The organism is Bradyrhizobium sp. 179 (genome assembly GCF_023073535.1).
Taxonomy (GTDB): Bacteria; Pseudomonadota; Alphaproteobacteria; order Rhizobiales; family Xanthobacteraceae; genus Bradyrhizobium.
Map to the genome: position 1 here is coordinate 76352 of NZ_JADPJR010000069.1, position 20317 is coordinate 96668.

The 20317-nt window shown below is 64.4% G+C and carries 21 protein-coding genes and 1 pseudogene; 11 read left to right on the forward strand and 11 right to left on the reverse strand.

What is annotated here, in order from left to right; all coding sequences use genetic code 11:
* Window positions 1-331 precede the first annotated feature (331 nt).
* On the forward strand, window positions 332-664 hold the full coding sequence (gene clpS / locus IVB12_RS17045) for an ATP-dependent Clp protease adapter ClpS (protein ID WP_164934959.1): 333 nt from the start codon (window positions 332-334) through the stop codon (window positions 662-664).
* 291 nt (window positions 665-955) lie between these two features.
* Entirely contained in the window at window positions 956-3364 is a 2409-nt protein-coding gene (gene clpA / locus IVB12_RS17050) for an ATP-dependent Clp protease ATP-binding subunit ClpA (RefSeq protein WP_247275761.1), read from the forward strand.
* Between the two features lie 71 nt (window positions 3365-3435).
* Here the strand turns inward: clpA and IVB12_RS17055 are convergent, their stop codons facing one another.
* The 3 genes from IVB12_RS17055 to IVB12_RS17065 all read right to left on the reverse strand — a co-directional run bounded on the left by IVB12_RS17055 (window position 3436) and on the right by IVB12_RS17065 (window position 6372).
* Window positions 3436-4857, reverse strand: a complete 1422-nt coding sequence (locus tag IVB12_RS17055) for an MFS transporter (protein ID WP_247300741.1) — start codon at window positions 4855-4857, stop codon at window positions 3436-3438.
* Between the two features lie 221 nt (window positions 4858-5078).
* Window positions 5079-5270 (reverse strand): hypothetical protein, encoded by a 192-nt coding sequence (locus IVB12_RS17060; RefSeq protein ID WP_247300742.1) that lies wholly within the window; start codon window positions 5268-5270, stop codon window positions 5079-5081.
* Window positions 5271-5415: 145 nt separating this feature from the next.
* Window positions 5416-6372, reverse strand: a complete 957-nt coding sequence (locus IVB12_RS17065; protein WP_247300743.1) for a helix-turn-helix domain-containing protein — start codon at window positions 6370-6372, stop codon at window positions 5416-5418.
* Window positions 6373-6567: 195 nt separating this feature from the next.
* On the opposite strand from IVB12_RS17065, the gene IVB12_RS17070 reads away from it, so the two are divergent.
* Both IVB12_RS17070 and IVB12_RS17075 read left to right on the forward strand, forming a co-directional pair.
* Window positions 6568-7584: a carbon-nitrogen hydrolase family protein gene (locus IVB12_RS17070; RefSeq protein WP_247300744.1), complete on the forward strand. Its 1017-nt coding sequence runs from the start codon at window positions 6568-6570 to the stop codon at window positions 7582-7584.
* Between the two features lie 27 nt (window positions 7585-7611).
* A complete protein-coding gene (locus IVB12_RS17075) occupies window positions 7612-8649 on the forward strand; it encodes a phenylacetaldoxime dehydratase family protein (protein ID WP_247300745.1) in 1038 nt (345 codons plus the stop codon).
* 4 nt (window positions 8650-8653) lie between these two features.
* Here IVB12_RS17075 and IVB12_RS17080 read toward each other — a convergent pair whose 3' ends face one another.
* Window positions 8654-9292, reverse strand: a complete 639-nt coding sequence (locus IVB12_RS17080; RefSeq protein ID WP_247300746.1) for an HAD family hydrolase — start codon at window positions 9290-9292, stop codon at window positions 8654-8656.
* An 89-nt stretch (window positions 9293-9381) separates the two neighbouring features.
* Here IVB12_RS17080 and IVB12_RS17085 point away from each other — a divergent pair, with 89 nt between their 5' ends.
* Together IVB12_RS17085 and tsaA are read left to right on the forward strand one after the other, a co-directional pair.
* Window positions 9382-10335, forward strand: a complete 954-nt coding sequence (locus tag IVB12_RS17085) for a lytic transglycosylase domain-containing protein (RefSeq protein ID WP_247300747.1) — start codon at window positions 9382-9384, stop codon at window positions 10333-10335.
* A 175-nt stretch (window positions 10336-10510) separates the two neighbouring features.
* Window positions 10511-11002: a tRNA (N6-threonylcarbamoyladenosine(37)-N6)-methyltransferase TrmO gene (gene tsaA / locus IVB12_RS17090; RefSeq protein WP_247300748.1), complete on the forward strand. Its 492-nt coding sequence runs from the start codon at window positions 10511-10513 to the stop codon at window positions 11000-11002.
* A gap of 122 nt (window positions 11003-11124) precedes the next feature.
* On the opposite strand, the gene IVB12_RS17095 is transcribed toward tsaA, so the two are convergent.
* The 4 genes from IVB12_RS17095 to IVB12_RS17110 form a co-directional block, all read right to left on the reverse strand.
* Window positions 11125-11553, reverse strand: coding sequence for an HIT domain-containing protein (locus IVB12_RS17095; protein WP_247300749.1), 429 nt, complete (start codon window positions 11551-11553; stop codon window positions 11125-11127).
* Window positions 11554-11603: 50 nt separating this feature from the next.
* A complete protein-coding gene (locus IVB12_RS17100) occupies window positions 11604-12845 on the reverse strand; it encodes a GNAT family N-acetyltransferase (RefSeq protein ID WP_247300799.1) in 1242 nt (413 codons plus the stop codon).
* 201 nt (window positions 12846-13046) lie between these two features.
* Window positions 13047-13793: a glycerophosphodiester phosphodiesterase gene (locus tag IVB12_RS17105; RefSeq protein WP_247300750.1), complete on the reverse strand. Its 747-nt coding sequence runs from the start codon at window positions 13791-13793 to the stop codon at window positions 13047-13049.
* A 5-nt stretch (window positions 13794-13798) separates the two neighbouring features.
* A complete protein-coding gene (locus IVB12_RS17110) occupies window positions 13799-14266 on the reverse strand; it encodes a RidA family protein (protein ID WP_018321130.1) in 468 nt (155 codons plus the stop codon).
* A gap of 249 nt (window positions 14267-14515) precedes the next feature.
* Between IVB12_RS17110 and IVB12_RS17115 the strand changes: the two genes are divergently transcribed.
* Window positions 14516-15361: a cell envelope integrity EipB family protein gene (locus IVB12_RS17115; RefSeq protein ID WP_247300751.1), complete on the forward strand. Its 846-nt coding sequence runs from the start codon at window positions 14516-14518 to the stop codon at window positions 15359-15361.
* Between the two features lie 169 nt (window positions 15362-15530).
* A complete protein-coding gene (locus IVB12_RS17120; protein ID WP_247300752.1) occupies window positions 15531-15932 on the forward strand; it encodes a RidA family protein in 402 nt (133 codons plus the stop codon).
* Window positions 15933-16023: 91 nt separating this feature from the next.
* Here the strand turns inward: IVB12_RS17120 and IVB12_RS17125 are convergent.
* Window positions 16024-16166 (reverse strand): annotated as a pseudogene (locus IVB12_RS17125) (ACT domain-containing protein); the annotation flags it as partial.
* A 153-nt stretch (window positions 16167-16319) separates the two neighbouring features.
* Between IVB12_RS17125 and IVB12_RS17130 the strand changes: the two are divergent.
* On the forward strand, window positions 16320-16475 hold the full coding sequence (locus IVB12_RS17130) for a hypothetical protein (protein ID WP_247275775.1): 156 nt from the start codon (window positions 16320-16322) through the stop codon (window positions 16473-16475).
* Window positions 16476-16491: 16 nt separating this feature from the next.
* Here IVB12_RS17130 and IVB12_RS17135 read toward each other — a convergent pair whose 3' ends face one another.
* Window positions 16492-17781: a DNA polymerase IV gene (locus tag IVB12_RS17135; RefSeq protein ID WP_247300753.1), complete on the reverse strand. Its 1290-nt coding sequence runs from the start codon at window positions 17779-17781 to the stop codon at window positions 16492-16494.
* On the reverse strand, window positions 17778-18089 hold the full coding sequence (locus IVB12_RS17140) for a DUF3572 domain-containing protein (RefSeq protein WP_247300754.1): 312 nt from the start codon (window positions 18087-18089) through the stop codon (window positions 17778-17780). The genes IVB12_RS17135 and IVB12_RS17140 overlap by 4 nt, the downstream gene beginning before the upstream one ends.
* A gap of 241 nt (window positions 18090-18330) precedes the next feature.
* On the opposite strand from IVB12_RS17140, the gene IVB12_RS17145 reads away from it, so the two are divergent.
* Window positions 18331-18696: a response regulator gene (locus IVB12_RS17145; RefSeq protein ID WP_027547216.1), complete on the forward strand. Its 366-nt coding sequence runs from the start codon at window positions 18331-18333 to the stop codon at window positions 18694-18696.
* A 14-nt stretch (window positions 18697-18710) separates the two neighbouring features.
* On the forward strand, window positions 18711-20084 hold the full coding sequence (locus IVB12_RS17150) for a PleD family two-component system response regulator (protein ID WP_247300755.1): 1374 nt from the start codon (window positions 18711-18713) through the stop codon (window positions 20082-20084).
* The last annotated feature ends 233 nt before the right edge of the window (window positions 20085-20317 follow it).

Sequence of the window (20317 nt, forward strand, 5' to 3'; positions counted from 1 at the left end):
AGTGGAAATTTTTGTCAAATCGATCCGGATTGATTAACCTTGGTTTGGATCGCCGGGCCGGGAATCGGGACCGCCGCGGCCGCATCGGCCGAACCTTTGCACGCTTGCGGCGAGCCGGGGGCAGGGCCATATTGCTAGCGAACGATCCGGTTCGGACCGGACCGCTCGGAAGCGGCGATCCGGAAAGGCGGCGCGCTTGTGCGAGGCTCCGAGGTACTGAGCTGCGCCGCAGACCGTCATTCGCTTCCCTGGGAATTTGAACGCCTGTGCCATGCCGCAATTGACTTCCAGACTCGACCTGCCAGCGGTCACCGCCGCCTCCGCTCCCCGGATGAGCAACGACGAAAACCGTTCGGGCGGCCCTTCCGGGCCGAACACATCGGTCATTACCAAGGTCAAGCCGAAAACCAAACGGCCGAACCTGTATCGTGTGTTGATCCTCAACGACGACTACACGCCGATGGAATTCGTCGTCCATGTACTGGAGAAATTCTTCCAGAAGGACGTCGAGGCTGCGACCAAGATCATGCTGCACGTCCATCATCACGGCATCGGCGAGTGCGGCGTGTTCACCTACGAGATTGCCGAGACCAAGGTGACGCAGGTGATGGATTTCGCCCGCAAGCACCAGCATCCGCTGCAATGCGTGATGGAAAAGAAGTAAGACGCCTCACGGCGAGTTTGAAAGCCGGCTCTTGCGTAGTAGCGGTGTGATCGTCGCGCGAGGTCCGCGCGCGACTTCCGTTGCAGCCGGCAAAACTACGGAATTCTGTGCCGGCGCCGATCCAGCCCAAATCGGAACGGGTCTTGCATCGAAAAAGCCGGTCTTGTGTGCAGCCGCCTGAGTCGCGGAACCGGTCTTTCGCGGCGGTCTTGTATAACTATATGTGAGAAAGGTTGTTGTTGCCTGACCGGGCGATGACGATCATGATGGTGGGGGCCATAGAGGACGCGAATGCCGACTTTTTCCCAAAGCCTTGAACAATCCCTGCATCGTGCGCTGGCGATCGCCAATGAGCGTCATCACCAATACGCGACGCTCGAGCATCTCTTGCTCTCTTTGATCGACGACTCCGATGCAGCCGCGGTCATGCGCGCCTGTAGCGTCGATCTCGACAAGCTCCGCACGAGTCTCGTCAACTATCTTGAGACCGAATTCGAGAACCTGGTGACGGATGGCGCCGACGACGCCAAGCCGACCGCCGGCTTCCAGCGCGTGATCCAGCGCGCGGTGATCCACGTGCAGTCGTCCGGTCGCGAAGAGGTGACCGGCGCCAACGTGCTGATCGCAATCTTCGCCGAGCGCGAGAGCCATGCGGCGTATTTCCTGCAGGAGCAGGACATGACGCGCTATGACGCGGTCAACTACATCAGCCACGGCATCGCCAAGCGACCAGGCGTCTCCGAAGCGCGGCCCGTGCGCGGCGTCGACGAGGAGACCGAGGCCAAGGGCAACGAGGACGCCAAGAAGAAGGGCGAGGCGCTCGAGACCTATTGCGTCAACCTCAACAAGAAGGCCCGCGACGGCAAGATCGACCCGGTGATCGGACGCAATTCCGAGATCAACCGCGCGATCCAGGTGCTGTGCCGCCGGCAGAAGAACAACCCGCTGTTCGTCGGCGAAGCCGGCGTCGGCAAGACCGCGATCGCGGAAGGCCTCGCCAAGCGCATCGTCGACAGCGAGGTGCCGGAGGTGCTGGCGGCCGCGACGGTGTTCTCGCTCGATATGGGCACGCTGCTCGCCGGCACCCGCTATCGCGGCGACTTCGAAGAGCGCCTGAAGCAGGTGCTGAAGGAGCTCGAGGCGCACCCCAACGCGATCCTGTTCATCGACGAGATCCACACCGTGATCGGTGCGGGTGCGACGTCGGGCGGGGCGATGGACGCATCGAACCTGCTCAAGCCGGCGCTGGCCTCGGGCACCATCCGCTGCATGGGCTCGACCACCTACAAGGAATACCGTCAGCACTTCGAGAAGGACCGTGCGCTGGTGCGGCGCTTCCAGAAGATCGACATCAACGAGCCGACGGTCGAGGATGCGATCGCGATCCTCAAGGGCCTCAAGCCGTATTTCGAGGACTACCACCGGCTGAAATACACCAACGAGGCGATCGAGGCCGCCGTCCAGCTCTCCTCGCGCTACATCCACGACCGCAAGCTGCCGGACAAGGCGATCGACGTGATCGACGAATCCGGTGCGGCACAGATGCTGGTCTCCGAGAACAAGCGCAAGAAGACCATCGGCATCAAGGAGATCGAGACCACGATCGCCTCGATGGCGCGGATTCCTCCGAAGAGCGTGTCGAAGGACGATGCCGAGGTGCTCAAGCATCTCGAGCAGACCTTGAAGCGCACCGTGTTCGGCCAGGACAGGGCAATCGAGTCGCTCGCCGCTTCGATCAAGCTGGCGCGCGCCGGCCTGCGCGAGCCGGAGAAGCCGATCGGCTGCTACCTGTTCTCGGGTCCGACCGGCGTCGGCAAGACCGAGGTCGCAAAGCAGCTCGCGGCGACGCTCGGCGTCGAGCTGCTGCGCTTCGACATGTCGGAGTACATGGAGCGGCACACCGTGTCGCGCCTGATCGGCGCGCCTCCCGGCTATGTCGGCTTTGACCAGGGCGGCCTGCTCACCGACGGCGTCGACCAGCATCCGCATTGCGTGGTGCTGCTGGACGAGATCGAGAAGGCGCATCCGGATCTCTACAACGTGCTACTCCAGATCATGGATCACGGCCGGCTCACCGACCACAACGGCAAGCAGGTCAACTTCCGCAACGTGATCCTGATCATGACCACGAATGCGGGCGCGGCGGATCTCGCCAAGCAGGCGTTCGGCTTCACCCGTTCGAAGCGGGAAGGCGACGACCACGAGGCGATCAACCGGCAGTTCGCGCCGGAATTCCGCAACCGCCTCGATGCCATCGTCTCGTTCAGCCATCTCAGCGTCGAGGTGATCGGCACCGTCGTCGAGAAGTTCGTGCTTCAGCTCGAGGCGCAGCTTGGCGATCGCGACGTCACCATCGAGCTGTCCGAGCCGGCCAAGACCTGGCTGGTCCAGCACGGTTACGACGAGCAGATGGGTGCACGTCCCATGGCCCGCGTGATCCAGGAGCACATCAAGAAGCCGCTGGCGGACGAGGTGCTGTTCGGCAAGCTCAAGGGCGGCGGCCATGTTCGTGTCGTTCTCGTCAAGGACGAGGCCGACGAGACCAAGGAGAAGATCGGCTTCGAGTTCGTCGAGGGCCCGGTCACGCCGAAGCAGGAGAAGCTGCCCGGCGCCCGCAAGCGTCCGCCAGGCAAGTCCAAGCCGGGCGGTCCCGGCGGCTCCAAGGGGCCGACCTCGAAAGGGCCACTGGTCAAAGTCTGATTTGCACGCGATGAATTGAAAAGGCCGGCTGAAAAGCCGGCCTTTTTGTTGCTCGCATCACCGTAGCGGCGTCATTCACCCCGCAGGCGCTGGTCGTCCTGCACGCGAACGTGCTCGGCGCCGCGCGCGCCGGCGGGCGACAGCCGCAGCATGCTCAGCACCGCGCCGCAGAGTGCAAAGCCGACACCGGCGAGCAGCGCCAGCCGGGTTCCTTCGACCGGATAGCGGCCGAGCAACAGCGCCACCAGTGCCGCGCCGGTGGTCTGGCCGAGCAGGCGGGCCGTTCCCAGCATGCCGCTGGCGCCGCCGGCGCGCTCGCGCGGGGCGGCCGCGATCATGGTGCGGTTGTTGGGGGTCTGGAACAGGCCGAAGCCGGCGCCGGCCAGCGCCATGCGCCAGATCACGTCGAACGGCGCGGGCGTTGCAGGCAGCAAGGCGAGCGCGCCGAGGCCGCAGGCGAACAGCGTGAGCCCGATACCACCGAGCAGGCCGGCCGGATAATGCTCGACAAGGCGGCCAGCGAGGGGCGCGGCGAAAGCCACCGCGATCGGCCAGGGCGTGATCAAGAGGCCCATGTGCACGGCGGAATAGCCGAAGCGGCTCTGCAGATAAAAGGGGATCGCGACGAAGGCCAGCATCTGTCCGCAGAACGATGCAATCGAGGTCGCAATCGACAGCGCGAACACCGGGATGCGCAACAGATCGATCGGCAAGAGCGGCGAGGCCATGTGGGTTTCGCGATAGATCAGCAGCGCGCCGGCGACGATGGCGATGGCGAACTGCACGAGGCAGGTGACCGCCGCCTCGCCATGACCGACGCTGTCGACGGCGGCGATGCCGACGCCGAACGTGATCGCGGAGAGCCCCGCGCTCTGCCAATCGAAGGAACGACTTGCGGGCTTGGTGTGCGGCAGGCTGCGCAAGCCGATCAGCAATGTCACCGCACCAAGCGGGACGTTGATGGCGAACAGCCAGGGCCAGCTTCCGATCGCGAGAATCCCGGCGGCGAGCGTCGGGCCAACCGCGGCCGAGAAGGCGACCACGAGCGCGTTGAGCCCGATGCCGCGGCCGAGCTGGCTGCGCGGATAGGTGAAGCGCACAAGCGCCGCGTTGACGCTCATGATGCCGGCCGCGCCAAAGCCCTGGATGATGCGCGCGATTGTCAGGAGCGGCAGCGTGTGTGCCAGCGCGCACAACGCGGATGCGAGCGTGAACAGTGCGAGCCCGACCAGATAGACGCGGCGATAGCCGACGATCTCGCCAAGCGAAGCCAGCGGCAGCAGCGAGATCGTGATCGCGAGCTGGTAACCGTTGACGATCCAGATCGAGAAGGCCGGGCTCGCGTCGAGGTCGGCTGCGATCGTCGGCAGCGCCACATTGGCGATGGCGCTGTCGACCACCGCCATGATGATGCCAAGCGCAATGGTCAGCACCGCCTGGTTGCGCTGCGGCTGCGGCAGGCCGTCGGCATGCTCAATCGGGGCGGACGACATGATGGAGGCGCGGTTGATTCGAGCCGTGATTCATCTCCGAATAGGAAATTGCCGGATCGACAGCAACCCGTCAGGACACGGTCAGTTCCCCTGCCGGGAGCCGGGCTTCCACCATGAAAAGAAAGGAGTCGGGAGCGCTTTCACGAGAGCCCGACAGCGCGCAATCCAAGCAGACGCCGTCTCCTACGACATGCTCACATACCGGCATTGCTTGGCAATGCCTAGTCGTGCCGCAGCATGTCAGCGAATGCCGCGTCGGCAACGCGCGGATCGATCGCTTTCGCCTGGGGCTGGATTTCGATCGTCGTTGCGGATGAGGAGAAGCAGGTGGGCTGGTAATCATCCGCCTGCCGCGGCAGGAGCGTCAAGCCCCAGCCTACCAGGACGAGCAGCGCGAGCCGGATGGCGATCACACAAAGCAACAGCTCCGTTGCGCTTATGGTGGCGTCAGTCCTCATGCATGCCAGCTTGAGGCAGGTCAGCAGGCAAGACAATTTGGAATTGGCGAGCGCTGCCTTCGCTCGAAGCGAAGGCTCGAGGTGATCGCTGACTGGACTGTCAGTGTCGCGACTGGCTCTGCCGGAAGTCGCGCGGCGACATGCCGAAATGGTCGCGGAAGACGCGGCCGAAATGCGAGAGGTCGTTGAAGCCCCAGGCGAAGGCGATCTCGCTAATGTGGCGATGGGCGAGCACGGGCGAGGCGAGGTCGCGCCTGCATTGGGCGAGGCGTTCGGCGAGGACATGGCGCTGGAACGAGGTGTCCTCGTCGCCTAGGAGATCGTTGACATAGCGCGGTGAGATGCCGAGCGCGGCCGCGACCTCCGCGAGCGAGAGGTCGGGATCAGCAAGATGCGCGCGGATGTGCGCCTTTAGCCGGTAGAGCAGGGCGGAGCGATGGGTCGAGGACGGCAGCGACGTCTTGCCGAGCCGTTCGCCGAGCGCCATCGCAAGGAGATCGACCGCCTGCTCCGACAGCGCGACCGCGTTGTTCGGAGCCAGTCGGTCCGCGCTCTGGCAGAGCCTGACAATGAAATCATAGGCGAGCCGTTCGAGCGGCACATCGGCGCCGAACGCAATCGCGGTCAGTGCCTCGGTGCCGCCGAGCCGGCGCTGCAGCATCTCACGCGGCACCTTGAAGATAGTCTGCGTGAAGCTGTCGTTGAACTTCAGCTCATAGGGCCGCGTGGTGTCATACAGCGCGAACTCGCCGGGATGGATCACGGTCTCGCGGCCATCCTGCACCACGCCGCCGTCCCCGCGATTGCCGAGCGCGACGAGAACAAAATCCTGATCGGAGCGCGCGATGCGCGAGGGCGTGCGGAAGACGTGCTGGCGGTCCGAGCAGACCTCCGAGCATGCGGCTTTGCCGAGCGAAGCCTGCGTGACCGAGCCGTGAAAGGCGCTACCAAGGTCCGACTTGCAATCGAGCCCGACGAAGACGTCGCAGACAATATCCTGCCAGAGGGCCAGCCGCCGGTAGCCGGGGCTGCCGTCCGTCGTGAACTGGATTGGCATCTGAGGAGCCTCCCTTTCACACCTGCAAAAATCGCCTGTTGGCGGATCCAGCCTGCCCGGAGGCAAATCCCGTACCGGTTGGCGGGCGCGTGCAGTCGAGTTTTTGTTCCGCCCTGGTCGAGCGCCCGGCCGTCCGGCTTGGCCAAATAGACTGCATCGGACGTGGCTTCCGATCAACCGGCGATGGAGGCGGGAATGGGCATCGAACATCCGAAATACAAGGTAGCAGTGGTGCAGGCGGCGCCAGCCTGGCTCGACCTCGAGGCCGCGATCGATAAGTCGATCGCGTTGATCAGGGAGGCCGCGGAAAAGGGCGCCAAGCTGATCGCCTTTCCTGAGGCGTTCATCCCCGGTTACCCCTGGCACATCTGGATGGACTCGCCGGCCTGGGCGATCGGCCGCGGCTTCGTGCAGCGCTATTTCGACAATTCCCTGTCCTATGACAGCCCGCAGGCTGAAAAGTTGCGCGAGGCCGTGCGCAAGGCAAAGCTCACCGCCGTGATCGGCCTGTCCGAGCGCGACGGCGGCAGCCTCTATCTGGCGCAATGGCTGATCGGGCCCGACGGCGAGACCATCGCAAAGCGCCGCAAGCTGCGGCCGACCCATGCCGAGCGAACCGTCTATGGCGAGGGCGACGGCAGCGACCTTGCCGTGCATGCGAGAGCCGACATCGGCCGCCTCGGCGCACTGTGCTGCTGGGAGCATCTCCAGCCGCTGTCGAAATACGCGATGTATGCCCAGAACGAGCAGGTGCATGTCGCGGCCTGGCCGAGCTTCTCGCTCTACGATCCCTTCGCGCCGGCGCTCGGCGCCGAGGTCAACAATGCGGCTTCGCGCGTTTACGCGGTGGAAGGCTCCTGCTTCGTGCTCGCGCCTTGCGCCACGGTGTCGCAAGGAATGATCGACGAGCTTTGCGACCGGCCCGACAAGCATGCTCTACTGCACGCCGGCGGCGGCTTTGCCGCGATCTATGGCCCCGACGGCAGCCAGATCGGCGAGAAGCTGGCGCCGGACCAGGAGGGTCTCCTGATTGCCGAGATCGACCTCGGCGCCATCGGTGTTGCGAAGAACGCCGCCGATCCCGCCGGGCATTATTCACGGCCCGACGTGACGCGGCTCCTGCTCAACAACAAGCCGTACAAGCGGGTCGAGCAGTTTGCGCTGCCGGTCGATATGGTCGAGCCCACGGACATCGCCGCCGCGGCGAGCTGATCGCCGGGACCACGGGAAAGCATGATCATGGAATCCGCAATTCCTCTGCATCTCGAAACCCAGCGCACGCGCCACAAGCGCGTGCCGGACGACTATCAGCCGCCATATCCGTCGTTCGTGGCGCGCTACAAGCCAGCCGTGAACCGCGTCGTGATGGCCTATCTCGGTGTCCAGTATCGCGGTGTGGCACCGGCGGCGACGGACGCATTGAAAGAAATCGCGGGGCTCTTCGCTGCGGAGAACGGTCCGTCACATTGGGACCGCGCGCAATATGTCGACCAGTTCGGCCATGAGAACGTTGTCTCCGTCGCTTATTGGGACGACGTCGCACGCTTCGATGCCTGGTTCGCACCTGCGCGAGAGGCCTGGACCGGAAGTCAGCGAGACAATATCGGCACCTTCATCGAGGTGCTGCGACCCATTGTGGCGCGGCACGAGACGCTGTTCTCCTCGCCTGACCGGCCCGAAGGTGTCGCCGCAATCGCCGGTGGCATGAGCGGCGAGGTGCAGGAGCACGCTTATTGGGGCGGCATGCGTGATCGCATTCCGCTGTCCCAAACGGATGCGATGACGCCAGGCGGCGCACCGGAGCTGATCCGCGCTGGCGCGCGCCTGCGCGTCGTGGCGCACGACAATCTCTGCCTGATCCGCTCTGGGCAGGACTGGAGCGATACCGAGACGTTCGAGCGCAAGCTCTATCTCGACGACGTCGAGCCGGTGCTGCGCCAGGGCATGGATTTCCTGCGTGACGACGGCCTTGGCATCGGCTGTTACGCCAATCGCTACATGCGGATGCTCGCGGCTGATGGCAGCGTCAGCGAAAAGTCCTATGGCCAGAGCTGGTGGAAGAGTCTCGCTGCGCTCGAACGCTGGGCGGAGTCGCATCCGACCCACGTCAAGATTTTCGGTGCGGCGATGAAATATCTGTCGACGCTCGGGCCGTCAGCCAAGCTGCGCCTCTATCACGAGGTCACGGTGGCCGCCGCCGACGAGCAGTTCTTCGAATATCTGAACTGTCATCCGAAGACGGGCATGCTGGCGGCGGTGGAGACCGTCCGCGCCTGATCGGCTAGGTCACGCAGTGGCGGAGCAGCTCGGGATGCGCGGCGCAGATGTGATGCGCGCCGGCGTCGCGCAGCTCAGCCTCGCTGCCGTAGCCGTAGAGCACGCCGATGGCGGTCATGCCGTTGGCGCGGGCGCCGACCACGTCATGGCTGCGATCGCCGATCATGACCGCGTGCTGCGGATCAACCCTGACTTCGTCGAGCGCGTAGCGGAGCAGGTCGCGCTTGTCGACGCGCGTGCCGTCGAGCTCGGAGCCGAACACGCGCTCGAAATAGGGTTTCAGGCCGAAATGATCGACGATGCGCGTGGCGTAGACGGCAGGCTTGCTGGTTGCCACGAACATGCGCTGACGTGTCGCTGCGAGCCTCGACAATGTGTCCGTAATTCCGCTGTAAGCCTCATTCTCGAACAGGCCGATGTCGCTGAAGCGCTCGCGATAGAGCAGGAGCGCGCGGTCAGCGAGTTCGTCGGTCCCGGTGAGCTTCTTGAGGCTGGCATGCAGCGGTGGGCCGATGCACCAGGTCAGTTCGTCCTCGCTCGGTGCCGGAACGCCGAGCCGCTCCAGTGCGTATTGGATCGAGCGGGTGATCCCGGGCTTCGGGTTGGTCAGCGTGCCGTCGAGATCGAAAAAGATTGTCACCATCAGGGTGCGACCTGCATTGATATTGCTGCTGGTTGCTAGAGGGCGGGGGTTCCAAGTCAAGGTCTGAATTGTCCCATAGCGTCAATGCCATGCGAATAGCTCGGATCATCGCTGTCCTGTGTCAGATCCTCGTGCTGTCGCCGGCGCTGGCGGAGGAGGCGCCTGCGCCCGTCGTGTCACCGAATGCGCAGGAACCCGCGAAACCGCCGGAGAAACCGAAAGATGCCCGCGAGAGCGACACGCGGGAGTCGCTCTGCCTGATCATCGAGGCGGCCGCCCGCGAGGCCAATCTGCCGCTGGAGTTCTTCGCCCGCGTGATCTGGCAGGAGAGCCGCTTCCAGTCCGACGCCGTGGGACCGGTGACCCGCAACGGCGAACGCGCGCAGGGCATCGCACAGTTCATGCCAGGCACCGCCGGCGAGCGCGGGCTGCTTGATCCTTTCAATCCGGTGCAGGCGCTGCCCAAGTCGGCCGAATTCCTCAACGAGCTGCGCAACCAGTTCGGCAATCTCGGCCTCGCGGCTGCCGCCTACAACGCCGGCCCGCGGCGGGTGCAGGAATGGCTCGCCGGCACCGGTTCAATGCCGGAGCAGACCCGCAATTACGTTCTCGCCATTACGGGTGCGACGGTGGAGACGTGGGCCAAGGCCGGCGCGACCGGAAACGGCCCGCCGAGCGCGCCGCCGACGAGCTGCCGCGATCTCATGGCGTTGCTCAAGCGCGCTCCTAATCCGTTCGTGGCCGAACTCGAGCAGCATGTCGAGCTTGCCGCCGCAAAGGTCTGGGGCGTACAGCTCGCCGCTGGCTTCGACCGCAATAGGGCGCTGGCGATGTATTCCCGTGCGGTCACGCGACTGAGCACCGTGATCGGTGATCGCGATCCGAGCTTGCTGTCTTCCGTGATGCGCAGCCGCGGCACGCGCGCCTTCTATCAAGTGCGCATCGGCGCCGACACGCGCAGCGAGGCGGATGATCTGTGCAACCGCATCCGTAAGGCGGGCGGGGCCTGCTTCGTGCTGAAGAATCGCGGCGTGAGCGGGTAAGACTCGTGATGCCGGCGCGCGACAAAGCCGCGAGCAGCCCCGCGCGCGTGATTCCTTGCTCGCAATCGTCGCATCGCACGTTATGCAGGTCGCCCCCTCGGGGGCGAAGTCTTCTTGCTGGCCGGCAAGCGGGGCTTGGGCTAAAACCGCGGGCGAACAGCAAGGAACAGGACATATGGTTCGCGAACAGGAGCTCCGCGAGGGCGAGGTCGCCATCGAGCTGCCACCGACGCAAGATGCCGGTCTCGTCTTCATCGGGCGCATCCGCACCCCCTGGACGTCGCGGCTGGAGACGCCGCGGCAAGGGCGGCATGATGGCCCGGTCTGCCGGCTTGAGATCTTCGAGCCGTTCGTGCCGGCGATCAAGGGCGTCGACTTCTACAGCAATCTCGAAGTGCTGTACTGGCTCGACAAGTCCGGCCGCGACATCATCCTGCAAAGCCCGAAGAACAACGAGAAGACCCGCGGCACGTTTTCGCTGCGCTCGCCGGTGAGGCCCAATCCGATCGGCACCTCGGTCGTGAAGCTGGTCGGCATCGAGGGCAATGCGATCCTGGTGCGCGGGCTCGACTGCCTCGACAACACGCCACTGATCGACATCAAGCCGGACCGCTGCGAGTTCACGCCAATGGCCGCGCCGCAGAAGGGCGATTTCGAAACGGAGTGAAGTCTCTCCTCCGTCATTCCGGCGCGCCTCTTGGCGCGAACCCGGAATCCATCAGGCGGCAGAGACGGTGGTGAAATGGATTCCGGGCTCGTGCTGCGCGCGCCCCGGAATGACAGAAAGACCTATCCCGCCTGCAGCGCCGCGATCAGCTTGGCTGCGTGCTCTTCCAGCACCTTGGCATCTTCCTTGCGGCTCGCGGGCGGCAGCATCGCGACGCCGTCGTGGCGCGGCATCACGTGCATGTGCAAGTGAAACACCACCTGTCCGCCGGCGGGCTCGTTGAACTGCTGCACGGTGATGCCGTCGGCCTTGAATGCCTTCATCGCAGCCGCCGCGATCTTGTGCGCGCCGCGGGCGACATGGGCGAAGTCGTCAGGATTGATGTCGAGGATGTTGCGGGCAGGGGCCTTCGGGATCACCAGCGTATGGCCTGGCACGCGCGGCATGATGTCGAGGAAGGCGAAAACGTGCTCGTCCTCGTACACCTTGTAGCTGGGCAGCTCGCCGCGCAGGATCTTTGCGAAGATGTTGTTGGTGTCGTAGGCGGTCATAGGCGGGTCCTCGAGATTTTGCGCTTACTGTCACCAGCCACGGCAAACCGTCAAGACGCCTCGTCGGCCCCTTTGCGGAACGGGCCGAGATCGGCGAGCTCACGTCCGGCTTCCGCAACGTAAGCGCGCTCGCGCTTGAGGTAGTCGTCGATGGCGCGCCGCAGGCCCGGGTCGGCAATGAAGTGCGCGGAATAGGTCGTCGTCGGCAGGTAGCCGCGTGCGATCTTGTGCTCGCCCTGCGCGCCCGCCTCGACGTGCCGGAGGCCGCGCTTGATGGCGAAATCAATCGCCTGATAGTAGCAGACCTCGAAATGCAGGAACGGGTGATGCTCGACCGCGCCCCAGTTGCGGCCGAACAGCGTGTCCGAGCCGATGAAGTTGATCGCGCCCGCGATCCAGCGATTGTTGCGGCGGGCCATCACCAGCAGCACGTCCTCGCTCATGGTCTCGCCGATCAGCGAGAAGAACTCGCGCGTCAGATATGGCCGACCCCATTTGCGCGACCCGGTCTCCATGTAGAATTCGAAAAATGCGTCCCAGGCATCCTCGGTGATGTCCTTGCCCGTCAGCCAGTGGATGGTGATGCCGGCGGCGAGCGCATCGCGTCGCTCGCGCTTGATCGACTTGCGGTGGCGCGAGTTCAGCTTCGCCAGGAAGTCGTCGAAACTCGCAAACCCCTCATTGTGCCAGTGGAACTGCTGATCGGTACGCTGAAGGAAGCCGTGCCTGGCGAGCAGCTTCCACTCGGCCTCGCGCGCGAAGGTGACGTGCACCGAAGAGGCCTTGCTGACCCCGCACAGCGCCACCAGCCCGCTCGCCAAGGCCTCGGTGGTTCGCTCGCGGTCGACACCGTCGCGGACCAGCAGGCGCGGCCCCGTTGCCGGGGTGAAGGGAACCGAAACCTGGAGCTTCGGATAGTACCGCCCGCCGGCACGCTCATAGGCATCCGCCCAGCCGCGGTCGAAGACGTATTCGCCCTGCGAGTGCGATTTCAGATAACAGGGCACGATTCCCGCGACGCGGCCGTCGAGCTTGGCCACGAGATGCCGCGGTCCCCAGCCGGTGCGGATCGTCGCCGAACCCGATTTCTCAACGGCGGAGAGAAATGCGTGTGAGACGAACGGGTTATAAGCCGAGCTTAAGGGGCCGGCGGAATCGCCTGGAAAACCGGACGAGGTTCCCTTGCCATGCCCATTACAAGCTTTGCCGGGATTGGCGCAGGCGTCCCAATCCTCCGGTGTCACTTCGCCAATCGAAGGCAGGGCCTCGAGCGTGATTTCCGATGATGCCATCATGCCCAAGATCGTGCATTGCAGCAGCGACTTCAAGAGGTCGGGAACGCGCTCACGTGCCCGACGCAGCGCAGCGCTCTTCCAGCGGTGCGCTTGCAGAGCAGGCCCACGGGCAGCGCGTTCGCGGCAAGAAGGTCCCGGCTCTGCGCCGCAACGCTAATGGCGTCGCGGCTTGTCCGGGACACGAGAGGTGCCGTGCCCCTACGGCACAAACCCTTCAAAGATCATCTGGTCCGCATACCGCCCGACCCGCGTCCGCTGCTCCGGCGTGCGCACGGTCCAGCCGAGCAGGGCGCAGCCGAACAGGTTGCGAGCAAGCCAAGGGGCGGGGGCGGGGAGATCGTCGACTCTGAACGCGACGAAGTGGGGCTGGGTCTGGAAGCCGTGGCGCAGGTACAGCATGCTGTCGCGCTGCTCCTGCGTGAGCCTGGCCCAGTACTCGTCCTCATAGGTCCGCTGCGCGACGATGCCGCGCGGACGGGAAGGCAGCAGCTCGCGCAGCGCCAGCACCTGGTCAGGATCGAAGGACATACCGACGGCGGGACCGTCATAGGACGCCAGCACTTCGGCCATCCGCTTCACCAGCTTGCGGTCGCCGCCAAAATGGCTCTTCACCTCGATCACCAGCGGTACCCTGCCGGCGACCAAGGCGCAGAGGTCGCCGAGCGACATCATCTGCTCCGGCGTGTCCTTGAACTTGACGGCTTTCAGCTCGGCCGCGGTCTTGCCGATCACCTCTCCGGTCGCTTCGGTGAGGCGGCCGAGCGCATGGTCGTGATGCACCATGGCCTCGCCGTCGGCGGAGAGCTGAATATCGACCTCGATCGAAAAATTGCCTGCGATGGCGGCCTGCACCGCGCCCGGCATGTTTTCCACGATGCCACGTGAAATGTAATGCAGGCCGCGATGGGCGACCGGCCGGGCTATCAGCCAATCCGGAGCGCGCATTCGCGTCAGGCGACCTCGAACACGCCATCGACCTCGACCGCGGCGTCCGCGGGCAGCGAGGCGACCCCGACGGTGGTGCGGGCATGGCGGCCCTTGTCACCGAAGGCCGCGACCATCAGGTCGGAGGCGCCGTTCAGCACCTTGGGCCCGTCCAGGAAGTCAGGGGCCGAGTTGATGAAGCCGCCGAGGCGAACCACGCGCACGACCTTGTCGAGATCGCCGAGGGCCGCCTTGACCTGGGCTAGCAGGTTCACCGCGCAGCCGCGAGCGGCCGCAGCGCCGTCTTCGATCGAGACGCCGGCACCCAGCTTGCCCTTGGCGATCAGCTTGCCGGCCGGGTCGAAGCAGACCTGGCCGGAGACGAACAGCAAATTGCCGGTGCGCACGAACGGCACGTAATTGGCAACGGGGGTCGGGGCCTCGTGCAGCTTGATGCCCTGTTCCGCCAGTTTCTGCTCGACCGTGCCCGCCATGTCTCGACCTCGATGTCCAGGATTCCATTCGTCCCCGGCACGTCTGTGGGAGGCCGGGCGCGCCCTGTTTCGCCCATCGTGCCGCCACATGCAAGCAACCGGAGGGGATGTATTTTGTTGAGGCAGGGGGAGGAGGTTCAACGCGGGCGGGGCAACTTTACGTGAAACGGCCTCAGTTGCGACGCAATGGAACGGTCATTAAAATGTCGAATCTGCGCTTCCCCAAGGACGCGTCCTCAAGGAACAGAGATGGTGCACCTTTTCCGGACTTCGCTCGGTATAATGGCGCTCGCGGCGACCATTGTCGGCTTTGGCGGTGGCGCCCAGGCCGCCAACGGTCCGTTCCTCGCGCACCAGGCGCTTTATGACCTCAGCCTCGTGAAATCGCGCTCCAATTCGGTCAACAGCGCGCGCGGCCGCATCCTCTACAATTTCACGGGCAACGCTTGCGAGGGCTACACCTCCGAATTCCGCCAGGTCTCCGAGCTCGACAGCGGCGAGGGCAAGGTCACGCTGAGCGACCTCCGCTCCAATTCCTGGGAGGACGCCGCCGGAAAAAGCTACCACTTCAAGATCGAGACGCGCATGAACGAGGCGGATGCCGGCCGCGTCGACGGCTCGGCCGAGCGCGACGGCGACCACATCAACGTCAAGCTGAAGCTGCCGGCGCCGAAGACATTCACCCTCGACGGCAAGATCGTATTCCCGACCGAGCAGATCCAGCGCATCATCGCCGCCGCCAAAGAGGGCAAGTCGCTGCTCGAGCTCTCCGTCTATGACGGCTCCGACGACGGCCAGAAGGTCTACAACACGCTGACCGTGATTGGCCAGCCGATCCCCGCCGACCGTGCCACCTCGTCCGATCCGTCGACCACCGACGAGCATATGAAATCGCTGAAGCGCTGGCCCGTCACCGTCAGTTATTTCGACCGCGACGCCCAGCAGAAGGAAGGCGAGCAGACGCCGGTCTACGCGATGGCGTTCGAGCTCTACGAAAACGGCGTCTCGCGCCAGCTCGTGCTCGACTACAACGATTTCGTGATTTCGGGCGCGATGGGCAAGTTCGACGTGAAGGACAGTAAGCCATGCAATTGAGGGCGTGGTCTCCTCCGTGTCATCGCGAGCGGAGCGAAGCAACCAGACTATTTCCACGTTGGCAGTCTGCGTTGCTTCGTCGCAACAGCTCCTCGCAACGACTGGGCTGGTCCTCGGCGTCCTCTCCGGCTAGGCTCCTCCCAACCATAAACTTCGGGAGGCCAGCACCATGCCCAAGCTCGATCATCTCCGCCCCAGCGGCCTGCATCACAATCCCGCCTACTCGCACGTCGTTACCGCTTCCGGTGCACGCACCATCTACATCTCCGGCCAGGTGTCGGTGGACGAGGAGGGGCGGATCGTCGGCGAGGGCGATATTGCCGCGCAGACGACGCAGGTGATGCAGAATCTCGGCCACGCGCTGAAAGCGGCGGGGGCGAGCTACGCCAACATCGTCAAGATCACGACCTTCGTCGTGAACTACAAGCCGGAGCTGCGCCCCATCATCGGCAAGGCCCGCTCCGCTTTTTTCGAAGGCATGGAGCCGCCGGCCTCTACGCTCGTTGGCGTCTCCGCGCTGGCCGCGCCGGAGTGGCTGATCGAGATCGAAGCGGTGGCGGTCGCCGATTGAGGTGACCGGGAGGATGGGTAGAGCGAAGCGAAACCCATCGCGCCCTTGTTGTGCGGATGGAGCTTGATGGTGTCGCTTCGCTCTACCTATCCTACTTGCCTTTGGCCATCTCTTGCAAAACAGCCATCGCCTCGTTGGCTCGGTCCGCCGGCACGAAGAGGTGATCGTGATGCAAGGCGAAACCGCATTCACGCTGATGCGGGCTTCGGCCAGACGCGCCGCGATTGCCGCCAGAATCGGCGAGAGGCTGTTGGAGCCATGGTCAACATACCTTTGTATATCTCCTCTATTCCTTCTCATGCGCTGACCTTACGCTGGTAGAATTGAGCGACGGCGGGAGATTCTTACAATTTGAGTCCACTCGGGTCACTGCGAGGAGAGGCTCAAATGAACGTTGTCATTCGAAAGCTCAACGGCCTGTGGCACCTCATCGTCGGGTCTTGCCAGATCCGAACGCCGTTCGTGGAAACTCAGGATCGGCAATTGGTCGTTCAGTATGCCCGGCGCGCCTATCCGGGTGCACGGATATTTGAACGCGACTGAGTTGAGCAGAACTTAATCACTCCTGCGCCTTCTCCGGCCCCTCATACGCAATGCCGCGGATCACCGCAGCGCTGCCGAACTTCTTGCGCAGACTGTCCACCGCGCGCTCGGCGTGCGCGGCGCGGCGGTCGAGCATGTCGGTGTCGTCCAAGACCGAGCCGTCACGCAGCGCGCTGACGCCGGCGCCCATCAGGCGGAAGGCGGTGCCGTCGATCTCTTTTGCCAGCATCTCGCGGCAGATCGAGAAGATCTTGGCGGCGAGCTGCGTCGGGGCGGCGATCGACCGCGAGCGCGTGCGCTGGCGGAAATCGGCCGTCTTCAGTTTCAACGTGACAGTCGAGCCGGCGAGCTCGCCGCTCTTGAGACGCGACGACGTCTTCTCGCACAGCCGCCACAAGATCTTCTCCAGCGTCGCGAAATCGCGGATGTCGGTCTCGAACGTGGTTTCGCTGGAAATCGTCTTGGCGCCGCGATCGGGCTCCACGCGCCGTTCGTCGATGCCGCGCGCGAGCCGCCATAGCCGGCGGCCGTCGCTCGGAAACTGCCGCATCATCTCGATCTCGTCGGCCTTCTGCAGGTCGGCGATGATGCGGAAGCCACGCTGCGCGAGGCGCTCCTGCGTGGCCGGTCCGACGCCAAAGATGAAGCCGACGGGCTTCTCCGACAGCATCAAGCGGGCTTCGTCCTGATCGAGCGCGGCAAAGCCGCGCGGCTTGTCGAGGTCGGAGGCGATCTTGGCCAAAAACTTGTTGCAGGACAGGCCGACGGAGACGGTGATGCCGATGTCGCGCTCGACGTCGCGGGCGAAGCGCGCCAGCACCTTTGCCGGGATCGTGCCGTGAACCCGCTCGGTGCCGGACAGATCAAGGAAGGCCTCGTCGATCGACAGCGGCTCGACCAGCGGGGTCAGCGCCTGCATGGCCTGGCGCACCTCGCGGCCGACCCGGACATATTTCGCCATGTCCGGCCGGATTACGGTCGCATGCGGGCAGGCCTCCAGGGCCTTGAACATCGGCATGGCCGAGCGGACGCCATAGGTGCGGGCGATGTAGCAGGCGGCCGACACCACGCCGCGCTTGCCCCCGCCGATGATGACGGGCTTGTCGGCGATATCAGGATTGTCGCGCTTCTCGACCGTCGCATAGAAGGCATCGCAGTCGATATGGGCGATGGTCAGGCTCGACAGCGCGCGATGGCGGACCAGGCGAGGGGACCCGCAAGCGGAACAGCGCCGCACGCCGGTGTCCAGATCGGCCAGACAATCCCGACAGAAGCAGCGGGGCCCTGCCGGATCGGGTTCGGTCACGGCACGTCGCGCTCCCAGGAGGGGTCGCCGAGCGCGTCGCCCAGCACCTGCCGCGCTGCGGCAACGTTGGTCGGATGTAGTTCCGCGGCCTTCGCGAAGGCCTTCACGGTCTCGTCATCGCGCAGCACGAAATCGAGCACGCTGAGGAGAAAATTGGGGTCCGAGGCAGCATTGCGCAGGGTCTCCGGACCGACCCCTGTCTCAGCCAGGAACAGGCCCAGCCGCTCGGGCTCGCCGGCGACGAAGGACAGCGCCTGAATCGCAACGATTTCAGCGACTTCGCGGGGGTTGTGAACAGGCTTTTTCACGCGGCCGGTTTGCCTTTCCGTTAACTTTCAGTCTCTACTTTGGAATCATCATGCCCGAGTCTTCGCCTCGAGTCTTGCGACCGCCGACAAGCAACTGGAAACCAAATCGCAGAAAGTCGGCCCTCGGGTTTAACGAAACTAGAGCGAATCTGAGGCTAGTTTGAATCCAGTTTTCGAAGCGCCGGGGAGCGGCGCCTGAGGCGTCACATGTATGGGTCTGCGGACCAAACAGGAGGGCGGGATGGCTAAGACCGTCCTGATCGTGGAAGACAACGAGCTTAACATGAAGCTCTTCCGCGACCTGTTGGAGGCACACGGCTACCAGACCACTGGCACCAGCAACGGCTACGAGGCGCTCGACCTCGTTCGCAAGATGCGGCCGGACCTCGTGCTGATGGATATCCAATTGCCGCAGGTCTCGGGACTCGAGGTGACGCGGTGGATCAAGGACGATCCGGAGTTGCGCGCCATTCCCGTCGTTGCGGTCACCGCGTTCGCGATGAAGGGCGACGAAGAGCGTATCCGCGAGGGCGGCTGCGAGGCCTATTTGTCCAAGCCGATCTCGGTCGGCAAGTTCATTGAGACGGTCCGGCGTTTTATCGGATAGGAAGTGAGTTCAAAGTGTCCGCGCGTATCCTGGTTGTCGATGACGTTCCCGCCAACGTGAAGCTCCTCGAAGCTCGTCTGTCCGCCGAATATTTCGACGTGATGACCGCGGCGAACGGCACCGAGGCGCTTGCGATCAGCCGGCGCGCCGAATGCGATATCATCCTGCTCGACGTGATGATGCCCGATATGGACGGTTTCGAAGTTTGCCGCCGTCTGAAGACCGATCCGGCCACCCACCACATTCCTGTCGTGATGGTCACCGCGCTCGACAGCCCCTCCGACCGTAACCGGGGGCTCGAAGCCGGCGCCGATGATTTCCTCACCAAGCCCGTCTCCGACGTCGTGCTGATCGCGCGGGTGCGCTCGCTGACGCGGCTGAAAATGATGACGGACGAGCTGCGCATGCGCGCCATCACCTCGCTCGAGATCGGCATGCAGGCGCCGGAGCGCAGCGCCGTGGCCGACACCGGCAGGGGCGGCCGCATCCTCCTGGTCGACGACCGCGAATCCTCCTACGAGCGGCTGGCGACGATCCTCGCCGCCGAGCACACCATCGACGTCGAGTCGAACCCGACGGAGGCGCTGTTCCACGCCGCGGAGGGCAATTACGACCTCTTGATCGTCTCGCTCGATCTCAACAATTTCGATGGCCTGCGGCTCTGCAGCCAGGCGCGCTCGCTGGAGCGCACGCGCCACGTTCCGATCCTGGCGATCGCCGACCCCGAGAACTCGACGCGGCTGCTCCGAGGCCTCGAGATCGGCGTCAACGACTATCTGCTGCGTCCGATCGACAAGACCGAACTTTTGGCGCGGGCCCGCACCCAGATCCGCCGCCGCCGCTACACCGATCACTTGCGCGACAACGTGCAGAACTCGATCGAGATGGCGATTACCGACGCGCTCACCGGCCTGCACAACCGCCGCTACATGGAGAGCCATCTCGCCACGCTCGCCGAGCAGGCCGCGACCCGTGGTAAGCCGCTGGCGCTGATGATCCTCGACATCGACTATTTCAAGTCGATCAACGACAATTACGGCCACGACGCCGGCGACGACGTGCTGCGCGAATTCGCAGTGCGGGTGCGCAAGTCGATCCGCGGCATCGACCTTGCCTGCCGCTATGGCGGCGAGGAATTCGTCATCGTGATGCCCGAGACCGATCTCCACGTCGCCGGCATGGTCGCCGAGCGCCTGCGCCGCTCGATCGCGGGCGAGCCCTTCGCGATCCACAAAGGGACGAAGCGCATCGAGGTCACGATTTCGATTGGCCTGACTACGCTGGAGCAGAAGGGCGAGGCGGTCGCCGACGTCCTCAAGCGCGCCGATACCGCGCTCTACCGCGCCAAGCACGACGGCCGCAACCGCGTGGTGTCGCAGGCGGCGTAAAGGCTACTGCGACACAATAATTGCGAAAACAACCCATGCACAGTAGCCGGCGCTAGTCGGATCAATGATTTGCGCGGGTAGCAAAGCGGCTGACGCCGACAGCAAGTCCGTTTGACACGTCGGGCAAAACAGGAACATCCTACAAACTCCGCTGTCATTCCCTGCCAACGGGTCTTGCGTCGGCGAGCCCGATGACAGGCTCCAGCGGGCAATCCAGTACGCCCGCGGCTTTT

Coding starts and splice junctions, on each gene's coding strand:
- IVB12_RS17105 (WP_247300750.1), bottom strand. CDS start 13,793: ATGCGCGCTCCGGATTGGCTGATAGCCCGGCCGGTCGCCCATCGCGGC.
- clpA (WP_247275761.1), top strand. CDS start 956: ATGCCGACTTTTTCCCAAAGCCTTGAACAATCCCTGCATCGTGCGCTG.
- IVB12_RS17080 (WP_247300746.1), bottom strand. CDS start 9,292: ATGGTGACAATCTTTTTCGATCTCGACGGCACGCTGACCAACCCGAAG.
- IVB12_RS17075 (WP_247300745.1), top strand. CDS start 7,612: ATGGAATCCGCAATTCCTCTGCATCTCGAAACCCAGCGCACGCGCCAC.
- IVB12_RS17110 (WP_018321130.1), bottom strand. CDS start 14,266: ATGGCGGGCACGGTCGAGCAGAAACTGGCGGAACAGGGCATCAAGCTG.
- IVB12_RS17120 (WP_247300752.1), top strand. CDS start 15,531: ATGCCCAAGCTCGATCATCTCCGCCCCAGCGGCCTGCATCACAATCCC.
- IVB12_RS17070 (WP_247300744.1), top strand. CDS start 6,568: ATGGGCATCGAACATCCGAAATACAAGGTAGCAGTGGTGCAGGCGGCG.
- IVB12_RS17130 (WP_247275775.1), top strand. CDS start 16,320: ATGAACGTTGTCATTCGAAAGCTCAACGGCCTGTGGCACCTCATCGTC.
- IVB12_RS17100 (WP_247300799.1), bottom strand. CDS start 12,845: ATGGCATCATCGGAAATCACGCTCGAGGCCCTGCCTTCGATTGGCGAA.
- IVB12_RS17095 (WP_247300749.1), bottom strand. CDS start 11,553: ATGACCGCCTACGACACCAACAACATCTTCGCAAAGATCCTGCGCGGC.
- IVB12_RS17145 (WP_027547216.1), top strand. CDS start 18,331: ATGGCTAAGACCGTCCTGATCGTGGAAGACAACGAGCTTAACATGAAG.
- IVB12_RS17085 (WP_247300747.1), top strand. CDS start 9,382: ATGCGAATAGCTCGGATCATCGCTGTCCTGTGTCAGATCCTCGTGCTG.
- tsaA (WP_247300748.1), top strand. CDS start 10,511: ATGGTTCGCGAACAGGAGCTCCGCGAGGGCGAGGTCGCCATCGAGCTG.
- clpS (WP_164934959.1), top strand. CDS start 332: ATGAGCAACGACGAAAACCGTTCGGGCGGCCCTTCCGGGCCGAACACA.
- IVB12_RS17055 (WP_247300741.1), bottom strand. CDS start 4,857: ATGTCGTCCGCCCCGATTGAGCATGCCGACGGCCTGCCGCAGCCGCAG.
- IVB12_RS17065 (WP_247300743.1), bottom strand. CDS start 6,372: ATGCCAATCCAGTTCACGACGGACGGCAGCCCCGGCTACCGGCGGCTG.
- IVB12_RS17115 (WP_247300751.1), top strand. CDS start 14,516: ATGGTGCACCTTTTCCGGACTTCGCTCGGTATAATGGCGCTCGCGGCG.